This window comes from Ruegeria sp. K7 (assembly GCF_056531785.1).
The window spans coordinates 22,915-40,377 of sequence record NZ_JBQFMJ010000017.1 but is presented as its reverse complement, the minus strand read 5'-3'; the positions used below and the strand labels follow the sequence as shown (position 1 = coordinate 40,377).

The window sequence follows — 17,463 nt, the reverse complement described above, 5'->3', positions numbered from 1 at the left end:
CCTTTCAGACAGGGCCTCTAATTTTCCCTGCAGAAAAGATCGTAAACAACCTCGAGAATCTGTGTCGATCGGTCGTCAGCCAGTCTGTAGTAGATCGTTTTTCCTTCGCGCCGGGTTTTGACCAGACCTTCGAAGCGCAGGCGAGACAGTTGTTGAGAGACCGCAGCCTGCCGAGCCGATAGCATCTCCTCCATCTGGGTGACGGATTTTTCCCCCGAGGACAGATAGCACAGGATCATCAAACGCCCTTCATGACTGATAGCCTTCAGGAAGTTTGATGCAGTCTGGGCATTTTCCATCATTCGGTCCAGATCTTCTGCACACATGTCCTTCGAGAACACAGGCAGTTTCGATGGTTTGTCCAACAAGAATGCCTCGCTGTCTTGGCTTCACGTATTCAAAACAGTTTATATAATTTGCCGCCAATTAGCCAGAGGTCTCAATCGGTATTCCTGCGTCACGAAGCAAAACACCCAACATGCCCCAGAAAAAGTCCTCGCCCGGGTAGCCTTCGATCCGGCCGACCTCGTGGCCATTGTCCAACAAAACAAAGGTCGGCGTGTAGTAGAGAGGTTTTGTCAGAGAAATACCGTCTGGCAGTGCTGCGTGGATATCGACGCGCTGCAATGGTGCGGTATGTCCTTCGGGCGTTTTCGGGTAGATCTGAGAGATTTCGGAATCCCAACGGGCGCACCATATACACCCATCTTCCTCTGCCATCAGAAGTGTCATTTCGGCCCGCGAAGACACAGGGGAAACAAGCAATGTGATTGCCAGAACAAGCAAGAGTAATTGACGCATCTCAAGCTCCGATTGACCGCAGCATTATATCTTTACTATTTTGAATGTGTGAATGATAGCGTTTTGGGACGGGTTTGACCATGCTCCACATTACATTTGCAGGAGCTTTGGTCGCGGGGCTTTTATCTTTTCTCTCTCCCTGCATCCTGCCGATTGTGCCCTTCTACCTCAGCTATCTGGCGGGTGTCGGGATGGAGCAGATTTCAGCAGGTTCCGCCATTTCGCCCGGCGTCCGTCGCAGGGCCACGTTATCTGCAATCGCATTTGCGGCCGGGATCATCACCGTATTCATGGCTCTCGGAGCGACGGCTTCGATTTTTGGGCAGTTGGTCCGAGAGTATTTTGACATTCTACGCTGGATCGCGGCGGCCATCATCATTGCAATGGGACTGCATTTCCTTGGGCTTGTCCGCATCGGGTTTCTGTATCGCCAGTTTCGCGCGGACATAGGCGAGACGTCGAATATAAGCCTGATCGGAGCCTACGTTCTTGGACTGGCCTTTGCTTTTGGCTGGACACCCTGCGTCGGACCGGTGCTTGCGGCAATCCTGTTTACGGCGGCAGGTACCGAGACGGCCTGGCGTGGTGCAATGCTTTTGTTCGTCTACGGTGCAGGAATGACCGCGCCGTTTGTTCTGGCGGCCTTTTTGGTTCGCCCGTTCATGCAATGGATGGCGCGGTTCAGGAAGCATTTGCCTTTGATCGAAAAGGCAATGGGTGGGCTGCTGATTCTCTTCGGCGTGCTGATTGCAACCAACTCTATCAACCTCATCGCCCAGTGGATGCTGGACCATATGCCCTGGCTCGCGGCGATTGGCTAAGACAGGAGGAAGACATGAACCGAGTATTACTTTTCCTGGCAGCGTGCCTGTTGGGTGGGGCAGTTTCCGCTGCGGAACTGGGCGACGACGGCTTGCACAAAACGCCGTGGATGCGCGATACGTTCAAGGACCTCCGCGAGGACCTTGAAGAGGCTTCAAGTGAAGGTAAGCGCTTGGTTTTATTCATTGAACAACAAGGCTGCATCTATTGCCAAAAGATGCATGATGAGGTTTTTCCCCAGCCTGATCTGGCGGTGTATATCGAAGACAACTTCTTTGTGGTCCAATTGGATCTGCATGGAAGCACCACCGCCACCGACTTTGACGGGGAAGAAAATGAGCAAAGAGCGCTGATGCGCAAGTGGGGGATTCTGTTCACCCCGACGCTTGTTTTTCTGCCGGAAGAAGTTCCACAGGTCGCCACGGCCATCAATGCGGCGGTTGCCGTCATGCCAGGCGCGTTCTCCAAAGGAACAACCCTGGATCTTTTCACGTGGGTCAATGAGAAACGATACGAACTTGATAATGGTGAAGATTTTCAACGGTATCATGCGCGGCGCATTCAGGAGCGAAACAATATTTCGCAGGACTGAGCGATAGCGTTACAAATAAAAAAATTCATTTTGATGAATTTAATGTTGCGACGAACCCTGCCCGTCGACTACGGTACACCAAAGCTTTGGGCCGCAAAGCGCCATCGGCGCGGTAGCAAATGGGAGGGATCATGAAGCTGAGACTCTTAACTTTGGTCTGCGCAATGACAGGTGTCGCCGCTTATGCGGCAGGTACAGGCCCGAAAGACGTAGCCTATGATGATTATGGTGCAATCGAGGTCTCTCTGACCGGCGTTGCAGGTGATGCCGAAAACGGTGCGATCATCGTCGGAGACAAGTCCAAGGGCAACTGCGTGGCCTGCCACGCGGTTACGGCCTTGGCGGAAATTCCGTTTCATGGCGAAGTTGGACCGATGCTGGACGGAGCTGGCGATCGCTGGAGCGAAGCAGAACTTCGCGGTTTGGTCGCAAATGCCAAGATGACGTTTGAAGGAACGGTCATGCCAGCCTTCTACAAGGATGACGGTTATATTCGCCCCGGCGACGCCTATACCGGCAAAGCTCCGTCAGCGCCTTTGACGACGATCCTCACCGCGCAGGAGATCGAGGATGTGGTCGCATTTCTGGCGACCCTGAAAGAGGAATGATCACGCATTAAGGCGTGAAATTGTGAGAATCCGAAGGAGATTGAAGATGGAACTTTCTCGTCGCGAGACTCTGGCCCTTGGCCTGAGCGCCGCGTTCCTGACACTGATGCCGCTTCGCGCCAATGCGGCCGCCGAAGATGCCATCGCGGCGTTTACCGGCGGGGCGGACATGACGGACGGTGGTGTCACCCTTACGGCGCCGGAAATTGCCGAGAATGGCAATACTGTACCGATTGAAGTCAGTGCGCCGGGTGCTTCCGCAATTCTGATCGTGGCGGCAGGTAACCCCGAGCCAGGCGTTGCCACGTTCAATTTCGGCCCGCTGGCGGCCGAACAGGCTGCTTCCACGCGCATTCGGCTTGCCGGAACGCAGGACGTCATTGCTGTGGCCAAGATGGCGGATGGTAGCTTTGCCAAGGCATCCGCGACCGTAAAAGTGACAATTGGCGGCTGCGGCGGCTGATCGCCACGCGCCCTGAAGAACAGGAGTTCAACCAATGGCATCCGGTGTAAAACCCCGCGTCAAGGTTCCCAAGACTGCCGCTGCTGGCGAAACGATCACGATCAAAACGCTGATCAGCCACAAAATGGAAAGCGGTCAGCGCAAAGACAAAGAAGGAAATGTCATCCCGCGTTCGATCATAAACCGTTTCACCTGCGAGTTTAACGGTGAGCTGGTCGTTGATGTGACGATGGAGCCGGCGATTTCGACAAACCCGTACTTCCAGTTCGAAGCAACCGTGCCCGAGGCCGGTGAGTTTGTCTTCACATGGTACGACGATGACGGTTCTGTCTACGACGAAAAGAAATCGATCGAGATCGCCTGACGGCTCGACCGCTAAGGCAGGACAGCGCCGGTTATGAGTTCTGGCGCTGGTCCACCAAGGGAGGAACGTAATGAAAACTAAGGCACTTACGGCGATTGCGGCTATTCTGGCTTTCCCAGTGGCGGCAGTGGCCGAACCAGACGGCGACAATCTCGTGATCAACGACGAGCTGGATATGATCTCGGTAACCGCGGCACCGGCGCATGTCGAAAACTTCGACAAGATCTATTCGGGGTGGCATTTCCGAACCGATGAAACCCAGGCGCTTCAAATCGACGATTTTGACAATCCGGCGATGATCTTTGTCGATCAGGCGGCGGACCTGTTCCAGGCGGCCGACGGGGCCGCTGGTGAAAGCTGTGCCTCGTGCCATGATGGCGTGGAAAGCTTCAAGGGGCTGCAGGCGTCCATGCCCAAGGTCGATGCCGAAAGCGGCAAGCTGATGGTCATGGAAGATCTGATCAACAAGTGTCGTACGGATCGCATGGAAGCCGATGCCTGGAAATGGTCCGGCGGCGACATGCAGGGAATGGTCGCGCTGATTGGTCTGCAGTCACGCGGGATGCCGATGAACGTCGCTATTGATGGCGATGCCGCCCCCTATTGGGAGCAGGGTAAGGAAATGTACTACACCCGCTATGGCCAGTTGGAACTGAGCTGCGCCAATTGTCATGAGGACAACTGGGGCAACATGATCCGGGCGGATCACCTGAGCCAGGGTATGATCAACGGATTTCCGACCTACCGCCTGAAACAGGCCAAGCTGATTTCGCGCCACAATCGTTTCCGCGGCTGTATTCGCGACACACGGGCGGAAACCTTTGCCGAAGGGTCGGATGAGTTCCGCGCGCTGGAGCTTTATGTTGCTTCGCGCGGCAACGGGCTGTCGGTCGAAACTCCGGCCGTGCGTCAATAACACTGAACCCGCGCAAGAGATGTCTTGCGCGGGTTTTCGACTGATTAAATATTCACACATTTATATGTGAAATAGGAAAGCCGATAGATGATTTCGCGACGTGACTTCCTGCAGGTTTCAATGGCCGCTTCCGCGCTCTATGGGGCGTCCGGGTTTGGAAACTGGGCCAGACTTGCCGCGCAGCAAAGCCTGACGCAGGATCAACTGCTGGAGTTTGAGACTTTTGGCAATATCAGCCTGATCCATGTCACCGACATACACGCGCAACTCAAGCCGATCTATTTCCGCGAACCCGAAGTGAATCTTGGTATCGGCGACGCGCGTGGGCAGATGCCGCATGTGACGGGTGCCGCGTTTCGCAAAGCCTATGGGATCGAGGATGGAAGCCCGTCTGCCTATGCGCTGACCTACAATGATTTCGCGGCGCTGGCGAAGGCCTATGGCCGGGTCGGCGGTCTGGACCGGGTCTCGACAGTCATAAACGCTATCCGCGCTGACCGCCCTGATGCCCTGCTTCTGGACGGCGGCGATACGTGGCACGGCTCTTACACCTGCTACCAGACGGCTGGACAGGACATGGTCAATGTCATGAACGCGCTGAAACCTGACGCGATGACATTCCATTGGGAATTCACACTGGGCAGCGACAGAGTAAACGAAATCGTTGAAGGTTTGCCCTTTGCCGCCCTAGGCCAGAACATCTTTGATGCCGAATGGGACGAACCCGCCGAGCTGTTCCAACCCTACAAGTTCTTTGACCGGGGCGGCGCAAAGGTCGCCGTGATCGGGCAGGCATTCCCCTACATGCCAATCGCCAACCCGGGCTGGATGTTCCCGGAATACTCTTTCGGCATTCGGGACGAAAACATGCAGGCGATGGTCGACGAAGTGCGCGATGCCGGTGCCGATGTTGTCGTTGTCCTAAGCCACAATGGTTTCGACGTTGACAAAAAGATGGCCGCCCGGGTGCAGGGGATCGACGTGATCCTCAGCGGTCACACCCATGATGCGCTGCCCGAGCCAGTTCTGGTTGGCAAGACCTACATCATCGCGTCGGGTTCGAATGGCAAATTCCTCAGCCGCGTGGACCTGGATGTGCGGGATGGCCAGATGATGGGGTTGAAGCACAAGCTGATCCCGATCTTCTCGGACGTTATCGCCCCAGATCCTGCCATTTCTGCCTTGATCGACGAACAACGCGCACCTTATCAAGCGGCATTGAGCGAGGTCATCGGAAAGACCGACTCGTTGCTTTACCGCCGGGGCAACTTTAACGGCACTTGGGATGATCTGATCTGCGATGCCCTGATCAACCAGCGCGAGGCGGACATCGCGATGTCGCCCGGCGTCCGTTGGGGGCCGTCGATCCTGCCGGGGCAGGACATTACCCGCGAAGACATCTGGAATGTAACCTCGATGTCCTATCCGAACGCGTATCGCACGGAAATGACGGGCGAATTCATCCACGTGATCCTCGAAGATGTCGGTGACAACCTGTTCAATCCTGATCCCTATTACCAGCAGGGCGGCGACATGGTGCGTGTCGGCGGGCTTGGCTACCGCATCGACGTAACCAAACCGCAAGGGCAGCGGATCAGTGAAATGACCCTTCTCAAGACCGGCGATGCGATTGATCCGTCGAAAACCTACGTCGTGGCGGGTTGGGCCAGCGTCAACGAGGGCACCGAAGGCCCACCCATTTGGGATGTCGTCGAAAACCACATTCGCAGCCAGGGCACCGTGACCGTCGAGCCGAATACATCGGTCGACGTCATCGGCGCCTGAGGCCGCGGCCGGAACTTGCAACACATAAACAAAATTTGCTGATCGAGTAACGGAGGCAAACACGATGAGTGAAAACTCCAGAGAAAAGGCACCCTCCCGCCGCCAATTTCTAAGTGGCGCGGCCGCCGTTGGAGTAGGAGCAGTCGGCGCCGGAGCAGCGCGCGCTGCCGGCCCCGATCCGCTGATTACCCAGGTTCAGGAATGGGCACAGGCCACTGGTGAGGGCGTGGATGCGACCCCCTACGGGTTGCCGATCCAGTTTGAAGACGACGTCGTGCGCCGCAATGTCGAGTGGCTGACCGCCGACACGATCAGTTCGATAAACTTCACACCGATCCACGCGTTGGACGGTACAATCACGCCGCAGGGTTGCGCGTTCGAAAGGCATCATTCAGGCGCCATCGAACTGAGCAAGGCGGACTACCGCCTGATGATCAACGGGTTGGTCGATACACCCCTTGTGTTCACCTACGAAGACCTTGAACGCTTCCCGCGAGAGAACCGCGTTTATTTCTGCGAGTGCGCTGCAAATACAGGTATGGAGTGGGCCGGTGCGCAACTGAATGGTGCGCAGTTCACCCATGGAATGATCCACAATATGGAATATTCCGGCGTATCGCTTCGCACCCTGCTGGAAGAGGCCGGCGTGAAGCCCGAAGGCAAGTGGGTTTACGTTGAAGGGGCGGATGCATCCTCGAACGGGCGCTCGATCCCGCTGGAAAAGGCCATGGACGACGTGCTCGTGGCCTTCAAGGCCAATGGCGAGGCGTTGCGCAAGGAACATGGCTATCCGGTTCGCCTGGTCGTCCCCGGTTGGGAAGGCAACATGTGGGTCAAATGGCTGCGCCGCGTCGAGGTCACGGAAATGGCGATTGAGAGCCGCGAGGAGACTTCGAAATACACCGACACGCTGGAAGACGGCACATCCCGCAAATGGACCTGGGTCATGGACGCCAAGTCCGTTGTAACGTCGCCCAGTCCACAGGCTCCGATCAAGCACGGACCGGGACCCTTGGTGATCACGGGGTTGGCCTGGTCTGGAAGAGGCTTGATCACGGGTGTCGACGTTTCCGTGGACGGGGGCAAGAACTGGATTCCGGCCCGACTGGCAGCGCCCGGTACGGACAAGGCGCTGACCCGCTTTTATCTGGACTACAACTGGGACGGGTCCGAAATGCTTCTGCAGGCCCGCGCGAAGGATTCCACAGGCTATGTCCAGCCAAGCAAGGCCCAACTGCGTGAAGTGCGCGGCGAGAATTCAATTTACCACAACAATTGCATCCAGACCTGGTGGATCAAAGAGACCGGAGAGGCGGAAAATGTCGAAGTATCCTGAGCTGTTAGCCGCCTCCGCCCTTGCTTTATGTATGGCCGTACCGGCTTATGCCGAAAAATTCGGGCTTGGACGGCCAGCACTGTCAGAAGAGATTGCGGCGTGGGATCTGGACGTCGCTCCGGACGGAACCGGTTTGCCGGAGGGTTCTGGTGACGTGTTCACCGGAGAAGAGGTCTTTGCCGAGCAATGCGCGATCTGCCACGGCGATTTCGCGGAAGGCGTGGACAACTGGCCCAAACTGGCGGGCGGCGAAGGCACACTGGCCGACAAGGACCCTCTGAAAACAGTCGGGTCCTATTGGCCCTATCTTTCGACGGTCTGGGACTATGTGAACCGGTCCATGCCCTTCGGAAACGCACAGTCGCTGGAAACGGATGATGTCTATGCGATGGTGGCCTATATCCTTTATTCCAATGACATCGTCGATGACGAGTTTACTCTGTCGCACGAGAATTTCCTCGAAGTCGAAATGCCGAATGCAGGCGGTTTCATCGTGGATGATCGTGAAACCGCTGAGGCCCATTTCTGGACCAGCAAACCTTGCATGACCGATTGCAAGGAAAGCGTGGAAATCACGATGCGCGCGGCCGTTTTGGATGTTACGCCTGAAGAAACCGCAGCAGAGGCGACCGAGGCGCAGCCTTCGGTTCAGGAAGCATCGGTGGAGGTCGAAGAGAAACCGGCGGAAGCTACAGCAGTAGAACAAACCGCCGCACTTGATCCCGAGATGATCGAAAGCGGAAAGAAAGTTTTCAAGAAGTGCCAATCCTGTCATCAGGTCGGTGAAAGTGCCAAGCACCGGACGGGCCCGGCCTTGAATGGGATTATCGGAGCAAATGCCGGTGCTGTCGAAGGGTTCAAATACTCCAAGGCAATGAAGGCGGCCGCCGATGACGGCCTCGTCTGGACTGACGAAGAAATGGCGGCGTTTCTGGCAAAGCCCAAAGCCTACATGAAGGGGACGCGAATGTCTTTCGCGGGACTTAAGAAAGAGGACGATATCCAGGCGGTCATTGTCTATCTCAAGTCGTTCGGAGGCTGACCATGGGGTGGCCGAAGGTACTGAGTTGTGCTGCGGTCTTGGGTGGTCTTGCACCTATGGCAAGCGCAACCGAGGACCTGGGCGATGCGGACGCCGGGAAAGCTGTGTTCGCGCAGTGTAAAGGCTGCCACGAGGTCGGTGACGGGGCTGAAAACAAGATCGGTCCACATCTGAACGGAATCTTCGGCCGCAAGGCCGCCGGGCTGGATGGCTTCAACTATTCGAAAAGCCTGAAACGTGCAGGAAATTCGGGCCTGGAATGGCACGCGGACACCCTGTCGGCTTACATCGAAAACCCACGTGCCTTTGCGTCAGGAACACGGATGAGTTTTCGCGGTTTGAAGACCGCGGAAGACCGGGCCAACGTCATCGCATATCTTCGGGCGTTTTCGGACAACCCCCGGGATATTCCCGAAGCGGATCCAACGGCTAAAAGTACCGATCGCTCGGTCGACCCGGCAATTCTGGCGATCCAGGGTGATCCTGATTATGGCGCATATCTCAGCAGCGAATGTACGACATGCCATCAGATCGAAGGGGCCGACGATGGCATTCCTTCGATCGTGTATTGGCCTGATGAGGACTTCGTGGTCGCCATGCACGCATACAAGCAAAAGCAGCGGCCCCATCCGGTCATGCAAATGATCGCCGGACGGCTAAGCAACGACGAGATCGCGGCCTTGGCCGCCTATTTCAACAATCCAGAATAAAAGTGACTAAGGGGAGGAAACGCGATGACAATCAATAGACGAGCATTTCTTGGAACCGCCGGGGCAATTGCCGCCGGGCTGTCCGCTCCGATGGTACTGGCGCAAGGCAAGCCACGTGTCGTGGTTGTTGGCGGCGGCGCCGGTGGGGCAACCGCTGCACGCTACATTGCCAAGGATAGCAAAGGCGAAATCGATGTAACTCTGATCGAGCCGTCCAGAACGTACTACACCTGTTTCTTCTCGAACCTTTATTTGGGAGGGTTTCAGGAGCTTTCGGATATTGCACACAGCTACGGCACGCTGGCCGCGGACTATGGCATCAACGTGGTTCATGATTGGGCGGTTGGCGTGGATCGCGACGCAAAGACCGTGTCCCTGGCGGGGGGTGGATCCGTCCCGTATGACAAGCTGATCCTGAGCCCGGGTATCGATTTCGTCGATGGCGCGGTCGAGGGTTGGGATATCTCCGCACAAAACAAGATGCCGCACGCATATAAGGCCGGTTCCCAGACCGAACTCCTGAAAGCGCAGGTAATGGCAATGCCCGAAGGCGGGATCTTTGCAATGGTCGCCCCGCCGAATCCCTACCGTTGCCCTCCCGGGCCGTACGAGCGCGTTTCAATGGTCGCGCATGTTTTGAAGGCGAACAATCCGACAGCAAAAATTATCGTAGCTGATCCGAAACCGAAGTTTTCCAAGATGTCACTGTTTCAGGAAGGCTGGGCAAACCACTACGAAGGGACGGTAGACTGGATCGGTGAAGACTTCGGCGGCGGCAACGTGTCGGTGAACCCGGACGCGATGACTGTGACCATCGACGGTGAAGAGACCAAGGTCGATGTCTGCAATGTGATCCCGGCGATGAAAGCGGGGCGCATCGCGGAAATGGCGGGTGTGACCGACGGCAACTGGGCGCCCGTCAATGCGGCGGACATGTCCTCGAAAGCCGATCCGGACATTTATGTTCTTGGTGATGCCAGCCAGCAGGGCGACATGCCGAAATCCGGTTTCTCGGCCAACAGTCAGGCGAAGGTTTGTGCAAATGCCGTACGAGGCGCGCTGACCGGGTCGAAAGTGTTTCCGGCCAAGTTTTCGAACACGTGCTGGTCGCTCATCGATGCAGATGACGGGGTCAAGGTCGGTGCCACGTATGAAGCGACGCCCGAGAAGATCGCCAAGGTGGATGGTTTCATCAGTCAGACAGGCGAAAACGCAGACCTTCGAAAAGCAACCTACGAAGAGTCGCTTGGTTGGTACGCGGGTATCACCTCGGACATGTTTGGCTAAAGGAATCGGGGGGTTGACCGGTGTCAAAGCCCCCGCAGCACAACCTGAGAAAATGCGGTTCACGAGGAGGATCACGATCATGAAACACTTTATCGCTACGGCCGCGCTTTCCGCTGTCTTGGCAAGCCAGGCGCTTGCGGAAGCGATCATAACCACTCCCTTCGACGGAAGTTTTGACGATGCCACCTTCGCCGTGGAGTCCGCGATCGTGGGACAGGGGTTGGTCATCGATTATGTCAGCCATGTCGGTGAAATGCTGAACCGAACAGGCGCTGATGTCGGCAGCGACAAACAGATTTTTTCGGCCGCAGATATCTTCATCTTCTGTTCAGCAAAGATCTCGCGTGAGGTGATGGAAGCCGACCCAATGAATATCGGCTACTGCCCCTACGGAATTTTTGTGGCCGAGAACGATAGCGGCGTGATGGTGGGATACCGTAGCTATCCTGACGGTCCGATGCAAAAGGTCCAGACCCTGTTGTCCGAGATCGTCGAAGAGGCCGTTGGAAACTGAAATGGACTACCAGCAGTGCATTCGCGACCAGCTTGATAAGCTGAAGGAAGAAGGGAACTACCGGGTCTTCGCTGATCTGGAACGTCAGTGCGGCAAGTTCCCAACTGCCCGAAGCCACACAAAGAACAGTCCTGAGAATGTAACCGTCTGGTGTTCGAACGATTATCTCGGGATGGGCCAGCATCCCAAAGTCCTCGCCGCCATGCATCAGGCCATTGACAGCTGTGGTGCCGGGGCTGGCGGAACACGGAATATCTCGGGAACCACGCACGAGCATGTGTTGCTGGAACAAGAACTTGCAGACCTGCATGGCAAGGAAGCGGCGTTGTTGTTCACGTCCGGCTACGTGTCGAACTGGGCTGCTTTGGGCACTTTGGCGTCCAAGATCCCCGGTATCACTGTTCTGTCCGACGAGTTGAACCACGCTTCGATGATCGAGGGCATACGCCATAGTCGCTGCAACAAGCGGATCTGGAAGCACAACGACCTCGCGGACCTTGAAAGGCACCTTGCGGACCTGCCGGCCAATACCCCGAAACTCATCGCGTTCGAGAGTGTTTATTCGATGGACGGCGACATTGCACCGATTGCCGAGATTTGCGATCTGGCGGATCGCTATGGCGCGATGACCTATCTGGATGAGGTTCACGCCGTCGGACTTTACGGCCCACGCGGAGGTGGCATTGCCGAACGCGAAGGTCTGATGGACCGTCTGACCGTCATCGAAGGAACGCTTGGCAAAGCGTTCGGCGTAGTCGGCGGATACATCGCGGCCTCCCATGACCTTGTCGACTTTGTTCGGTCTTTTGCCAGTGGGTTCATATTCACCACCGCGCTGCCCCCTGCCGTGGCAGCTGGTGCGGCGGCCTCTGTTCGTCATCTGAAGCAGAGCAAAGCGGAGCGGCATTTGCACCGGCAACGCGTGCAGGAAGTCAGAAACAGGCTGGACGATCTGGGCATTCCACACACACCCAACCCAAGCCACATCATCCCGGTCATGGTTGGCGACCCGATCAAATGCCGCTTTATATCAGACGTTCTGATGCGCGATTTCGGGATCTATATCCAGCCCATCAACTACCCAACCGTCCCGAAGGGAAGTGAACGTTTGCGGATCACTCCGTCGCCCGTGCATTCACCGGAAGACATCGACAGGTTGGTAGCCGCTTTGGGCGAGCTTTGGACGCAATGCCAACTGGCTCGAACGCCGATGGCCGCGCAATAGTAATTTGACGAAAGACAAAGACGAACAATCAACGAGGTGAGAGTTTCTGTCCATGGAGAGGCTCATCGATCTGCTGGGAGACCCGGGCGCGCTGGCATTTGCCGGAGCGCTTGTCGGCCTCCTATTCGGTGTGACCGCCCAGAAATCCCACTTCTGTTTGCGCGCCTCGACCGTCGAGGTCGCTGAAGGTGAGTTCGGGCCACGGCTTGCGGTTTGGCTGATTGCCTTCTCCGCAGCGCTGACTCTGGTGCAGGGGTTTGTCTCGTTCGGATGGCTGGACCTGTCCGGGGCGCGTGCGATTGCATCGACGGGAAGTCTCAGCGGTGCGGTAATTGGCGGTGCAATGTTCGGGGTTGGAATGGTTCTGTCGCGCGGGTGCGCCTCACGCCTGTTGGTTCTGGCGTCCAGCGGGAACCTGCGTGCCCTTGTAGCGGGGTTGATTCTGACCTTGGTGGCTCAGGCGGCCTACACCGGTGTTCTCAGCCCGGCGCGCGAGGCGCTTTCCGGCATCTGGACCATCGCTGGAGGCGCGCCGCGTGATCTGTCCAAGATAATTGGGTTTTCTCCGGTGATTTACGCAAGCCTTGCGTCCTTCGGTTTGGCCTTGGCAATTGCATTTGCAATCCGCCGGAATGTCACGATCACCAGGATCGTATCCGCAGCAGGAGTTGGGGTGGCGGTTGCACTTGGCTGGTTGATGACATTTGCAATCGCGCAAGCGTCTTTTGAAGTTGTGCCCGTGTCCTCGGTCACCTTCACGGGCCCCTCCACAGATACACTGATGGCATTGGTTGCAGAGCGTAATGTCGTGCTGTCCTTCGGTATCGGCCTTGTTCCGGGTGTGGCCATCGGTGCGGCGGGATCTGCCATACTTGCCGGAGAGTGGAGGATTGAACGGTTTGGCCCGGATACACCGATGGAACGCTACCTGGTCGGGGCCGTTCTTATGGGTTTCGGAGCGATGCTGGCAGGCGGCTGCGCCGTTGGGGCCGGTTTGTCGGGTGGATCAGCCTTGTCGTTGACCGCATGGCTTGCCGTCTTCTTTATGTGGGTTGGGGCGATCAGCACGCACAGATTGCTGATGCGGTTGCCCGTTCCACAGCAATCCTGAACTATTCGAATTCCATCTGCTCAAAAACACGTCCGGCGTTTTTTGTTGCCAGTTCTTTAAACGTATCCAGTTGGGCGTACGGGGACTGATCGACGTAGTAGGCCTCGGCCAGATCGCCACCGGCATCCATGTGCTCCTGAACCTTGCCGCGCAGGTAAATCAGATAATCGCGCGTATAGCGGCGTACCTGATCCATGTTTGTCGGGTGGCCGTGCCCGGGAATGACATATGTGGCATTCAAGGCTTCGAACTCATTGTCCCAGGTCTCAAGCCAATCGGCCGTATAGGTCTCCTGAAAGATCGGCAGCATACGCTCGTGGAAGGCCATGTCGCCTGCGATGACAAGGCTTTGATTGGGCAACCAGATCGAAATATCACCGGGACTGTGTGCCGGTCCAAGGTATTTCGCCTCAATGCGATAGTCGCCCAGCTCGACCACATATTCGTCGTCGAATGTTTCGGTCGGGCCAGCCAGGAACGTCCCTTCGGATTTGTCCTTGTTGTACTCTTGCATCCCCTGCAGGATCTGGGCGCCGTATTCCTCAAACTCTGCCGCTGCATCCGAGTGTGCGATGATTGGAACGCCAAGTTCTGACCAGTAGGCATTGCCAAGCATCGCGTGCCCCTGACCGTTCTCGTTAAAGACCAGTTTGACCGGCTGATCCGTGATCGCCTGGATTTCCTTGTGAAGCGCTTCGGCAAGTACATAGGCCGCACCACCGTTTACAACGACCACGCCCTCACCGGTTACGATGAAGCTGAGGTTGTTATTGTGACCGGAGTTTTCATAGGTGGGCGGAGCAGTTGCGCCAATGGCAGAATAGACGCCGGGAATGTATTCGACCGGTTTGGAATACAGCACGCTTTGCGGGTATTGATCCGCAATATCTTCGCTGGCCCAGGCTGGTGTGGCCAAGGCAACGGCAATCACAAACGATCGCATCATGAAGGCTCTCCAATGAATCGATATGCGGAGCCGGTCTTTTCGACCCGGCCAATCCCACCGTTCGGCAGGTGGAAGCCAATGATTTTCATTTGCTCCTGAGAAATCTGACCCAGCAGTGATGTGCGCGCAGTTGCTGCAGCTTCAGGGTCCTGATCAGTACCACTGTGCCAGTCCGGGCGTTCAAACGCGACATGCGGATTCCCGAGCGCATCGCCGACGATCATGACGGCCTCGGTTCCATTGCGAATTTCAAATGCCATATGGCCGGGCGTGTGCCCATAACTTGCCCGAGCGGCGATACCGGGAAGGATCTCCTGACCGTCGTCAAAGAACGCGACCTGATCCTCAATCGCCTCCATGCGTCGCTTTGCGCCCACGGCAAACGCGGCGCGATCTTCCCCTATCGACCCTACCGTTGAAGGGTTCCACCAATAGTCCCATTCCTTGCGGCCAAAGTGGTGCGTGGCGTTGGGAAAAAGCAGATCGTCGAAGTCGTCCAAAATGCCCCAAAGGTGATCCGGGTGCGCGTGGGTAAAGATCACCTGAGTTACGTCTTCAGGCGCCAGGCCAATTGTTTCAAGAGTTTCCAAAAGCTTGCCGGACGTCGGCATGAAATCAGAACCCGCCCCAACATCGAACAGCACCGTGTTTTCATCGTCGCGGTAAAGTGCAACGTTGCACTCCGGCTCGTACTTGGTCGTGTCCACCTTATTGCGGTTCAGAAGCTGCTTCAGCTCTTCATTCGGCATGGATCCGAACACCATCTCCGGCGGCAACGACAGGTGCCCGTCTGACACTGTTGATATCCGGGCCGAAGTCCCAAGCTGCACCTCGGCGAGTGCAATCCTGGATTGAGCACCCAATGCCGTCAGGCATGCAGCGTGAAACAAGAAAGTGCGTCGGGACCATGCATTCTCACTCATACACAATCACTAAAATGAATATTTTAATTTGTAAACGGCGAAAAGGAATTTGGTGCCGTGCCGTTTTCCTCAAAAACACAGCGCATCTAAGTCGGAGATACTGCGCAAGCGTCCAAAACAGGTATCAAAACTCGCTTAGCCCCCGATGAGTGCCGGCACCGCTAGCGTCAGGGCCGGTATCGACAGGATCAATGCAACCCGTACGACCTCGGCACCAAGAAAGGGAAAGACGCCCCGGAACACCGTGCCCATGGACGTATCCCTTTCAAGCGACGAAATGATGAACACGTTCAACCCGACGGGGGGCGTTATCAACCCTAGTTCCACAACGATCAGCGCCAGTATTCCAAACCAGATCTTGAGGTTATCGGCGTCCATTCCGAACGCCGCCGTCTCGGCCGTGGCGTACTCGCCCCCATTCAACGCAATCAGGGTCGGCCAGAAAAACGGGACCACCACAAGGATCATTGCCAAGCTTTCCATGAAGCAGCCAAGAATGACAAAGAGGCACAGCATGATCACAAGGATCAGCATCGGATCCATACCACTGGTTGCGGCCCAGTCGGACAAGGCCTGCGGCAGCTGAGTGCGGGCAAAAAAGCCCTTCAGAACTTCGGCGCCAAAAAGGATCAGGTAGATCATTCCACTGGTGATTGCCGTGGCGCGAATGGCCTTCAGCAACCCGGAAAACGCCAGGCCTTCGCCGGTAAACACCCGCAGTGCAAAACCGTAGGCCGTTATCACAAAAACCCCAATGCTGGCGGCGGGTGTTGGCGTGAACAAACCAAAGCCCAGACCCAGTATGATGGCGCCGAATATCAGAATAACGGGCCAGAGGCGACGTATAGCCAATTTTCGTTCAACCGGATCCATCTGCGTCGGCTCTGGCGCCAGCGATGGTTTCACCCTCACCTGAATGGCAATCACGGCGATAAAACCCAGAACGGCCAATATCCCTGGCACGATAGCGGCCTGAAACATCCGCAGGATCGAGCCTTCCACGATGATTGCATAGATCACCAGGGCTACCGATGGCGGGATCAGAATTCCCAAGGTCCCTCCGGCGGCCAGTGATCCTGAGGCAAGACTGGGCGCATATCCCAGCCGTTTCAGTTCAGGCAACGAAACGCGCCCCATCGTGGCCGCAGTCGCCAGAGAAGACCCGCAAACTGCACCGAAACCACCGCAAGCCGCGACCGCAGCCATCGCAACGCCACCGCGCAAACGCGACATGAGCGCTTCGAGGCCTTTGAAGAGATCAGTGGATAGTCGCGCTTCGGCCGCAACATAGCCCATCAGGACAAACAGCGGGACGACGGAAAGGTCATAGTTGGCCACGTTTTCCCACAACAGGCTTTTGAATTGCTTCAGGTAGGGCACGAACCGGATGTAACTGACAGATTGGCTCAGCACCCACGTGCCGCCAATCCCCACAACGATCATCGCGATCCCGACGGGCATCCGAAGCAGCAGCAGGACGAAAAGAACGATCAGGCCAAGAATGCCGATGGAAATGGGATCAAGCATCAGCGGCGCCTTCGAATGCTTGAGACACCGCGATCAAAGCCCACAGGATCATCGACAGCAGACCGGGGAAATAGAATGGCCAGGTCGGCCACCCCAGAACGCTGGTCACCACCTCGTCCGAGCGTACTTCGAGCATACCGAAAACCATCCAGTAGCTTAAAAACACAGCGACAATGACGGTGACCCCCAACCAAAGAAGATCGAAGCCGCGCTGCACGGCCTTCGGCAAGTGATCCATCAGCAAATCCACTGACACATGGCCTCGGTTTTCCTGGCAGTAGGGAAAGAACATCAAGGCTGCGCAGCTGATTGCCAGCTGAACAAAATCCTCATAGCCCGGCAGGCCCGACACATCCGCGCCAAACGCCCCGGCAAACCGATCGAGGATGAAGGCAAAAGCATTCGTTGTGGTGACGGCGACAATCGCAAGCAGGATGACGCCGCCGAGCAATGCAAAAGCATCCGCCAGCCGTTTCAGAACCACGCGCATT

20 protein-coding genes are annotated in these 17,463 nt (G+C 56.6%); 14 read left to right on the top strand and 6 right to left on the bottom strand.

Annotated elements, in window-relative coordinates; genetic code table 11:
* Positions 1-17: 17 nt before the first annotated feature.
* Complete coding sequence (locus ACR0FE_RS20990) at positions 18-326, bottom strand: metalloregulator ArsR/SmtB family transcription factor (RefSeq protein ID WP_170617300.1); 309 nt, start codon at positions 324-326, stop codon at positions 18-20.
* Positions 327-426: 100 nt separating this feature from the next.
* Entirely contained in the window at positions 427-801 is a 375-nt protein-coding gene (locus ACR0FE_RS20985) for a thioredoxin domain-containing protein (protein WP_170617222.1), read from the bottom strand.
* An 80-nt stretch (positions 802-881) separates the two neighbouring features.
* Between ACR0FE_RS20985 and ACR0FE_RS20980 the strand changes: the two genes are divergently transcribed.
* The 14 genes from ACR0FE_RS20980 (at position 882) to ACR0FE_RS20915 (ending at position 13,576) form a co-directional block, all read left to right on the top strand.
* A complete protein-coding gene (locus ACR0FE_RS20980; protein WP_480915051.1) occupies positions 882-1,622 on the top strand; it encodes a cytochrome c biogenesis CcdA family protein in 741 nt (246 codons plus the stop codon).
* Between the two features lie 14 nt (positions 1,623-1,636).
* Complete coding sequence (locus ACR0FE_RS20975) at positions 1,637-2,215, top strand: thioredoxin family protein (RefSeq protein ID WP_480915049.1); 579 nt, start codon at positions 1,637-1,639, stop codon at positions 2,213-2,215.
* Positions 2,216-2,346: 131 nt separating this feature from the next.
* The gene (gene soxX / locus ACR0FE_RS20970) at positions 2,347-2,823 is read left to right on the top strand and encodes a sulfur oxidation c-type cytochrome SoxX (RefSeq protein WP_170617228.1); all 477 of its coding nucleotides are present in this window, start codon (positions 2,347-2,349) and stop codon (positions 2,821-2,823) included.
* A gap of 46 nt (positions 2,824-2,869) precedes the next feature.
* A complete protein-coding gene (gene soxY, locus ACR0FE_RS20965) occupies positions 2,870-3,286 on the top strand; it encodes a thiosulfate oxidation carrier protein SoxY (RefSeq protein ID WP_480915047.1) in 417 nt (138 codons plus the stop codon).
* 34 nt (positions 3,287-3,320) lie between these two features.
* The gene (gene soxZ, locus ACR0FE_RS20960; RefSeq protein ID WP_170617232.1) at positions 3,321-3,650 is read left to right on the top strand and encodes a thiosulfate oxidation carrier complex protein SoxZ; all 330 of its coding nucleotides are present in this window, start codon (positions 3,321-3,323) and stop codon (positions 3,648-3,650) included.
* Between the two features lie 70 nt (positions 3,651-3,720).
* Positions 3,721-4,566 carry a sulfur oxidation c-type cytochrome SoxA gene (gene soxA, locus ACR0FE_RS20955; RefSeq protein WP_480915046.1) on the top strand — a complete coding sequence of 282 codons (846 nt, stop codon included), beginning with the start codon at positions 3,721-3,723 and terminating at the stop codon, positions 4,564-4,566.
* 87 nt (positions 4,567-4,653) lie between these two features.
* Entirely contained in the window at positions 4,654-6,351 is a 1,698-nt protein-coding gene (soxB, locus tag ACR0FE_RS20950; protein WP_480915044.1) for a thiosulfohydrolase SoxB, read from the top strand.
* A gap of 64 nt (positions 6,352-6,415) precedes the next feature.
* Positions 6,416-7,687 (top strand): sulfite dehydrogenase, encoded by a 1,272-nt coding sequence (soxC, locus tag ACR0FE_RS20945; protein WP_480915042.1) that lies wholly within the window; start codon positions 6,416-6,418, stop codon positions 7,685-7,687.
* A complete protein-coding gene (locus ACR0FE_RS20940; RefSeq protein ID WP_480915041.1) occupies positions 7,671-8,729 on the top strand; it encodes a c-type cytochrome in 1,059 nt (352 codons plus the stop codon). Before soxC ends, ACR0FE_RS20940 begins: the two co-directional genes overlap by 17 nt.
* 56 nt (positions 8,730-8,785) lie before the next feature.
* Entirely contained in the window at positions 8,786-9,439 is a 654-nt protein-coding gene (locus tag ACR0FE_RS20935) for a c-type cytochrome (RefSeq protein WP_480714432.1), read from the top strand.
* A gap of 24 nt (positions 9,440-9,463) precedes the next feature.
* A complete protein-coding gene (locus ACR0FE_RS20930) occupies positions 9,464-10,726 on the top strand; it encodes an FCSD flavin-binding domain-containing protein (RefSeq protein WP_480915039.1) in 1,263 nt (420 codons plus the stop codon).
* Positions 10,727-10,805: 79 nt separating this feature from the next.
* Positions 10,806-11,240 carry a DUF302 domain-containing protein gene (locus ACR0FE_RS20925; RefSeq protein ID WP_480915037.1) on the top strand — a complete coding sequence of 145 codons (435 nt, stop codon included), beginning with the start codon at positions 10,806-10,808 and terminating at the stop codon, positions 11,238-11,240.
* 1 nt (position 11,241) lies between these two features.
* Positions 11,242-12,465 carry a 5-aminolevulinate synthase gene (gene hemA, locus ACR0FE_RS20920; RefSeq protein WP_480915035.1) on the top strand — a complete coding sequence of 408 codons (1,224 nt, stop codon included), beginning with the start codon at positions 11,242-11,244 and terminating at the stop codon, positions 12,463-12,465.
* 52 nt (positions 12,466-12,517) lie between these two features.
* On the top strand, positions 12,518-13,576 hold the full coding sequence (locus tag ACR0FE_RS20915) for a YeeE/YedE family protein (RefSeq protein WP_480915033.1): 1,059 nt from the start codon (positions 12,518-12,520) through the stop codon (positions 13,574-13,576).
* A gap of 1 nt (position 13,577) precedes the next feature.
* Here ACR0FE_RS20915 and ACR0FE_RS20910 read toward each other — a convergent pair whose 3' ends face one another.
* The 4 genes from ACR0FE_RS20910 to ACR0FE_RS20895 all read right to left on the bottom strand — a co-directional run bounded on the left by ACR0FE_RS20910 (position 13,578) and on the right by ACR0FE_RS20895 (position 17,462).
* Positions 13,578-14,522, bottom strand: coding sequence for an MBL fold metallo-hydrolase (locus tag ACR0FE_RS20910; RefSeq protein ID WP_480915031.1), 945 nt, complete (start codon positions 14,520-14,522; stop codon positions 13,578-13,580).
* The gene (locus ACR0FE_RS20905; RefSeq protein WP_480915029.1) at positions 14,519-15,445 is read right to left on the bottom strand and encodes an MBL fold metallo-hydrolase; all 927 of its coding nucleotides are present in this window, start codon (positions 15,443-15,445) and stop codon (positions 14,519-14,521) included. Before ACR0FE_RS20905 ends, ACR0FE_RS20910 begins: the two co-directional genes overlap by 4 nt.
* A 135-nt stretch (positions 15,446-15,580) precedes the next feature.
* Positions 15,581-16,972: a TRAP transporter large permease gene (locus ACR0FE_RS20900; protein WP_480915027.1), complete on the bottom strand. Its 1,392-nt coding sequence runs from the start codon at positions 16,970-16,972 to the stop codon at positions 15,581-15,583.
* Entirely contained in the window at positions 16,965-17,462 is a 498-nt protein-coding gene (locus ACR0FE_RS20895; RefSeq protein ID WP_170617255.1) for a TRAP transporter small permease, read from the bottom strand. Before ACR0FE_RS20895 ends, ACR0FE_RS20900 begins: the two co-directional genes overlap by 8 nt.
* Position 17,463 lies beyond the last annotated feature (1 nt).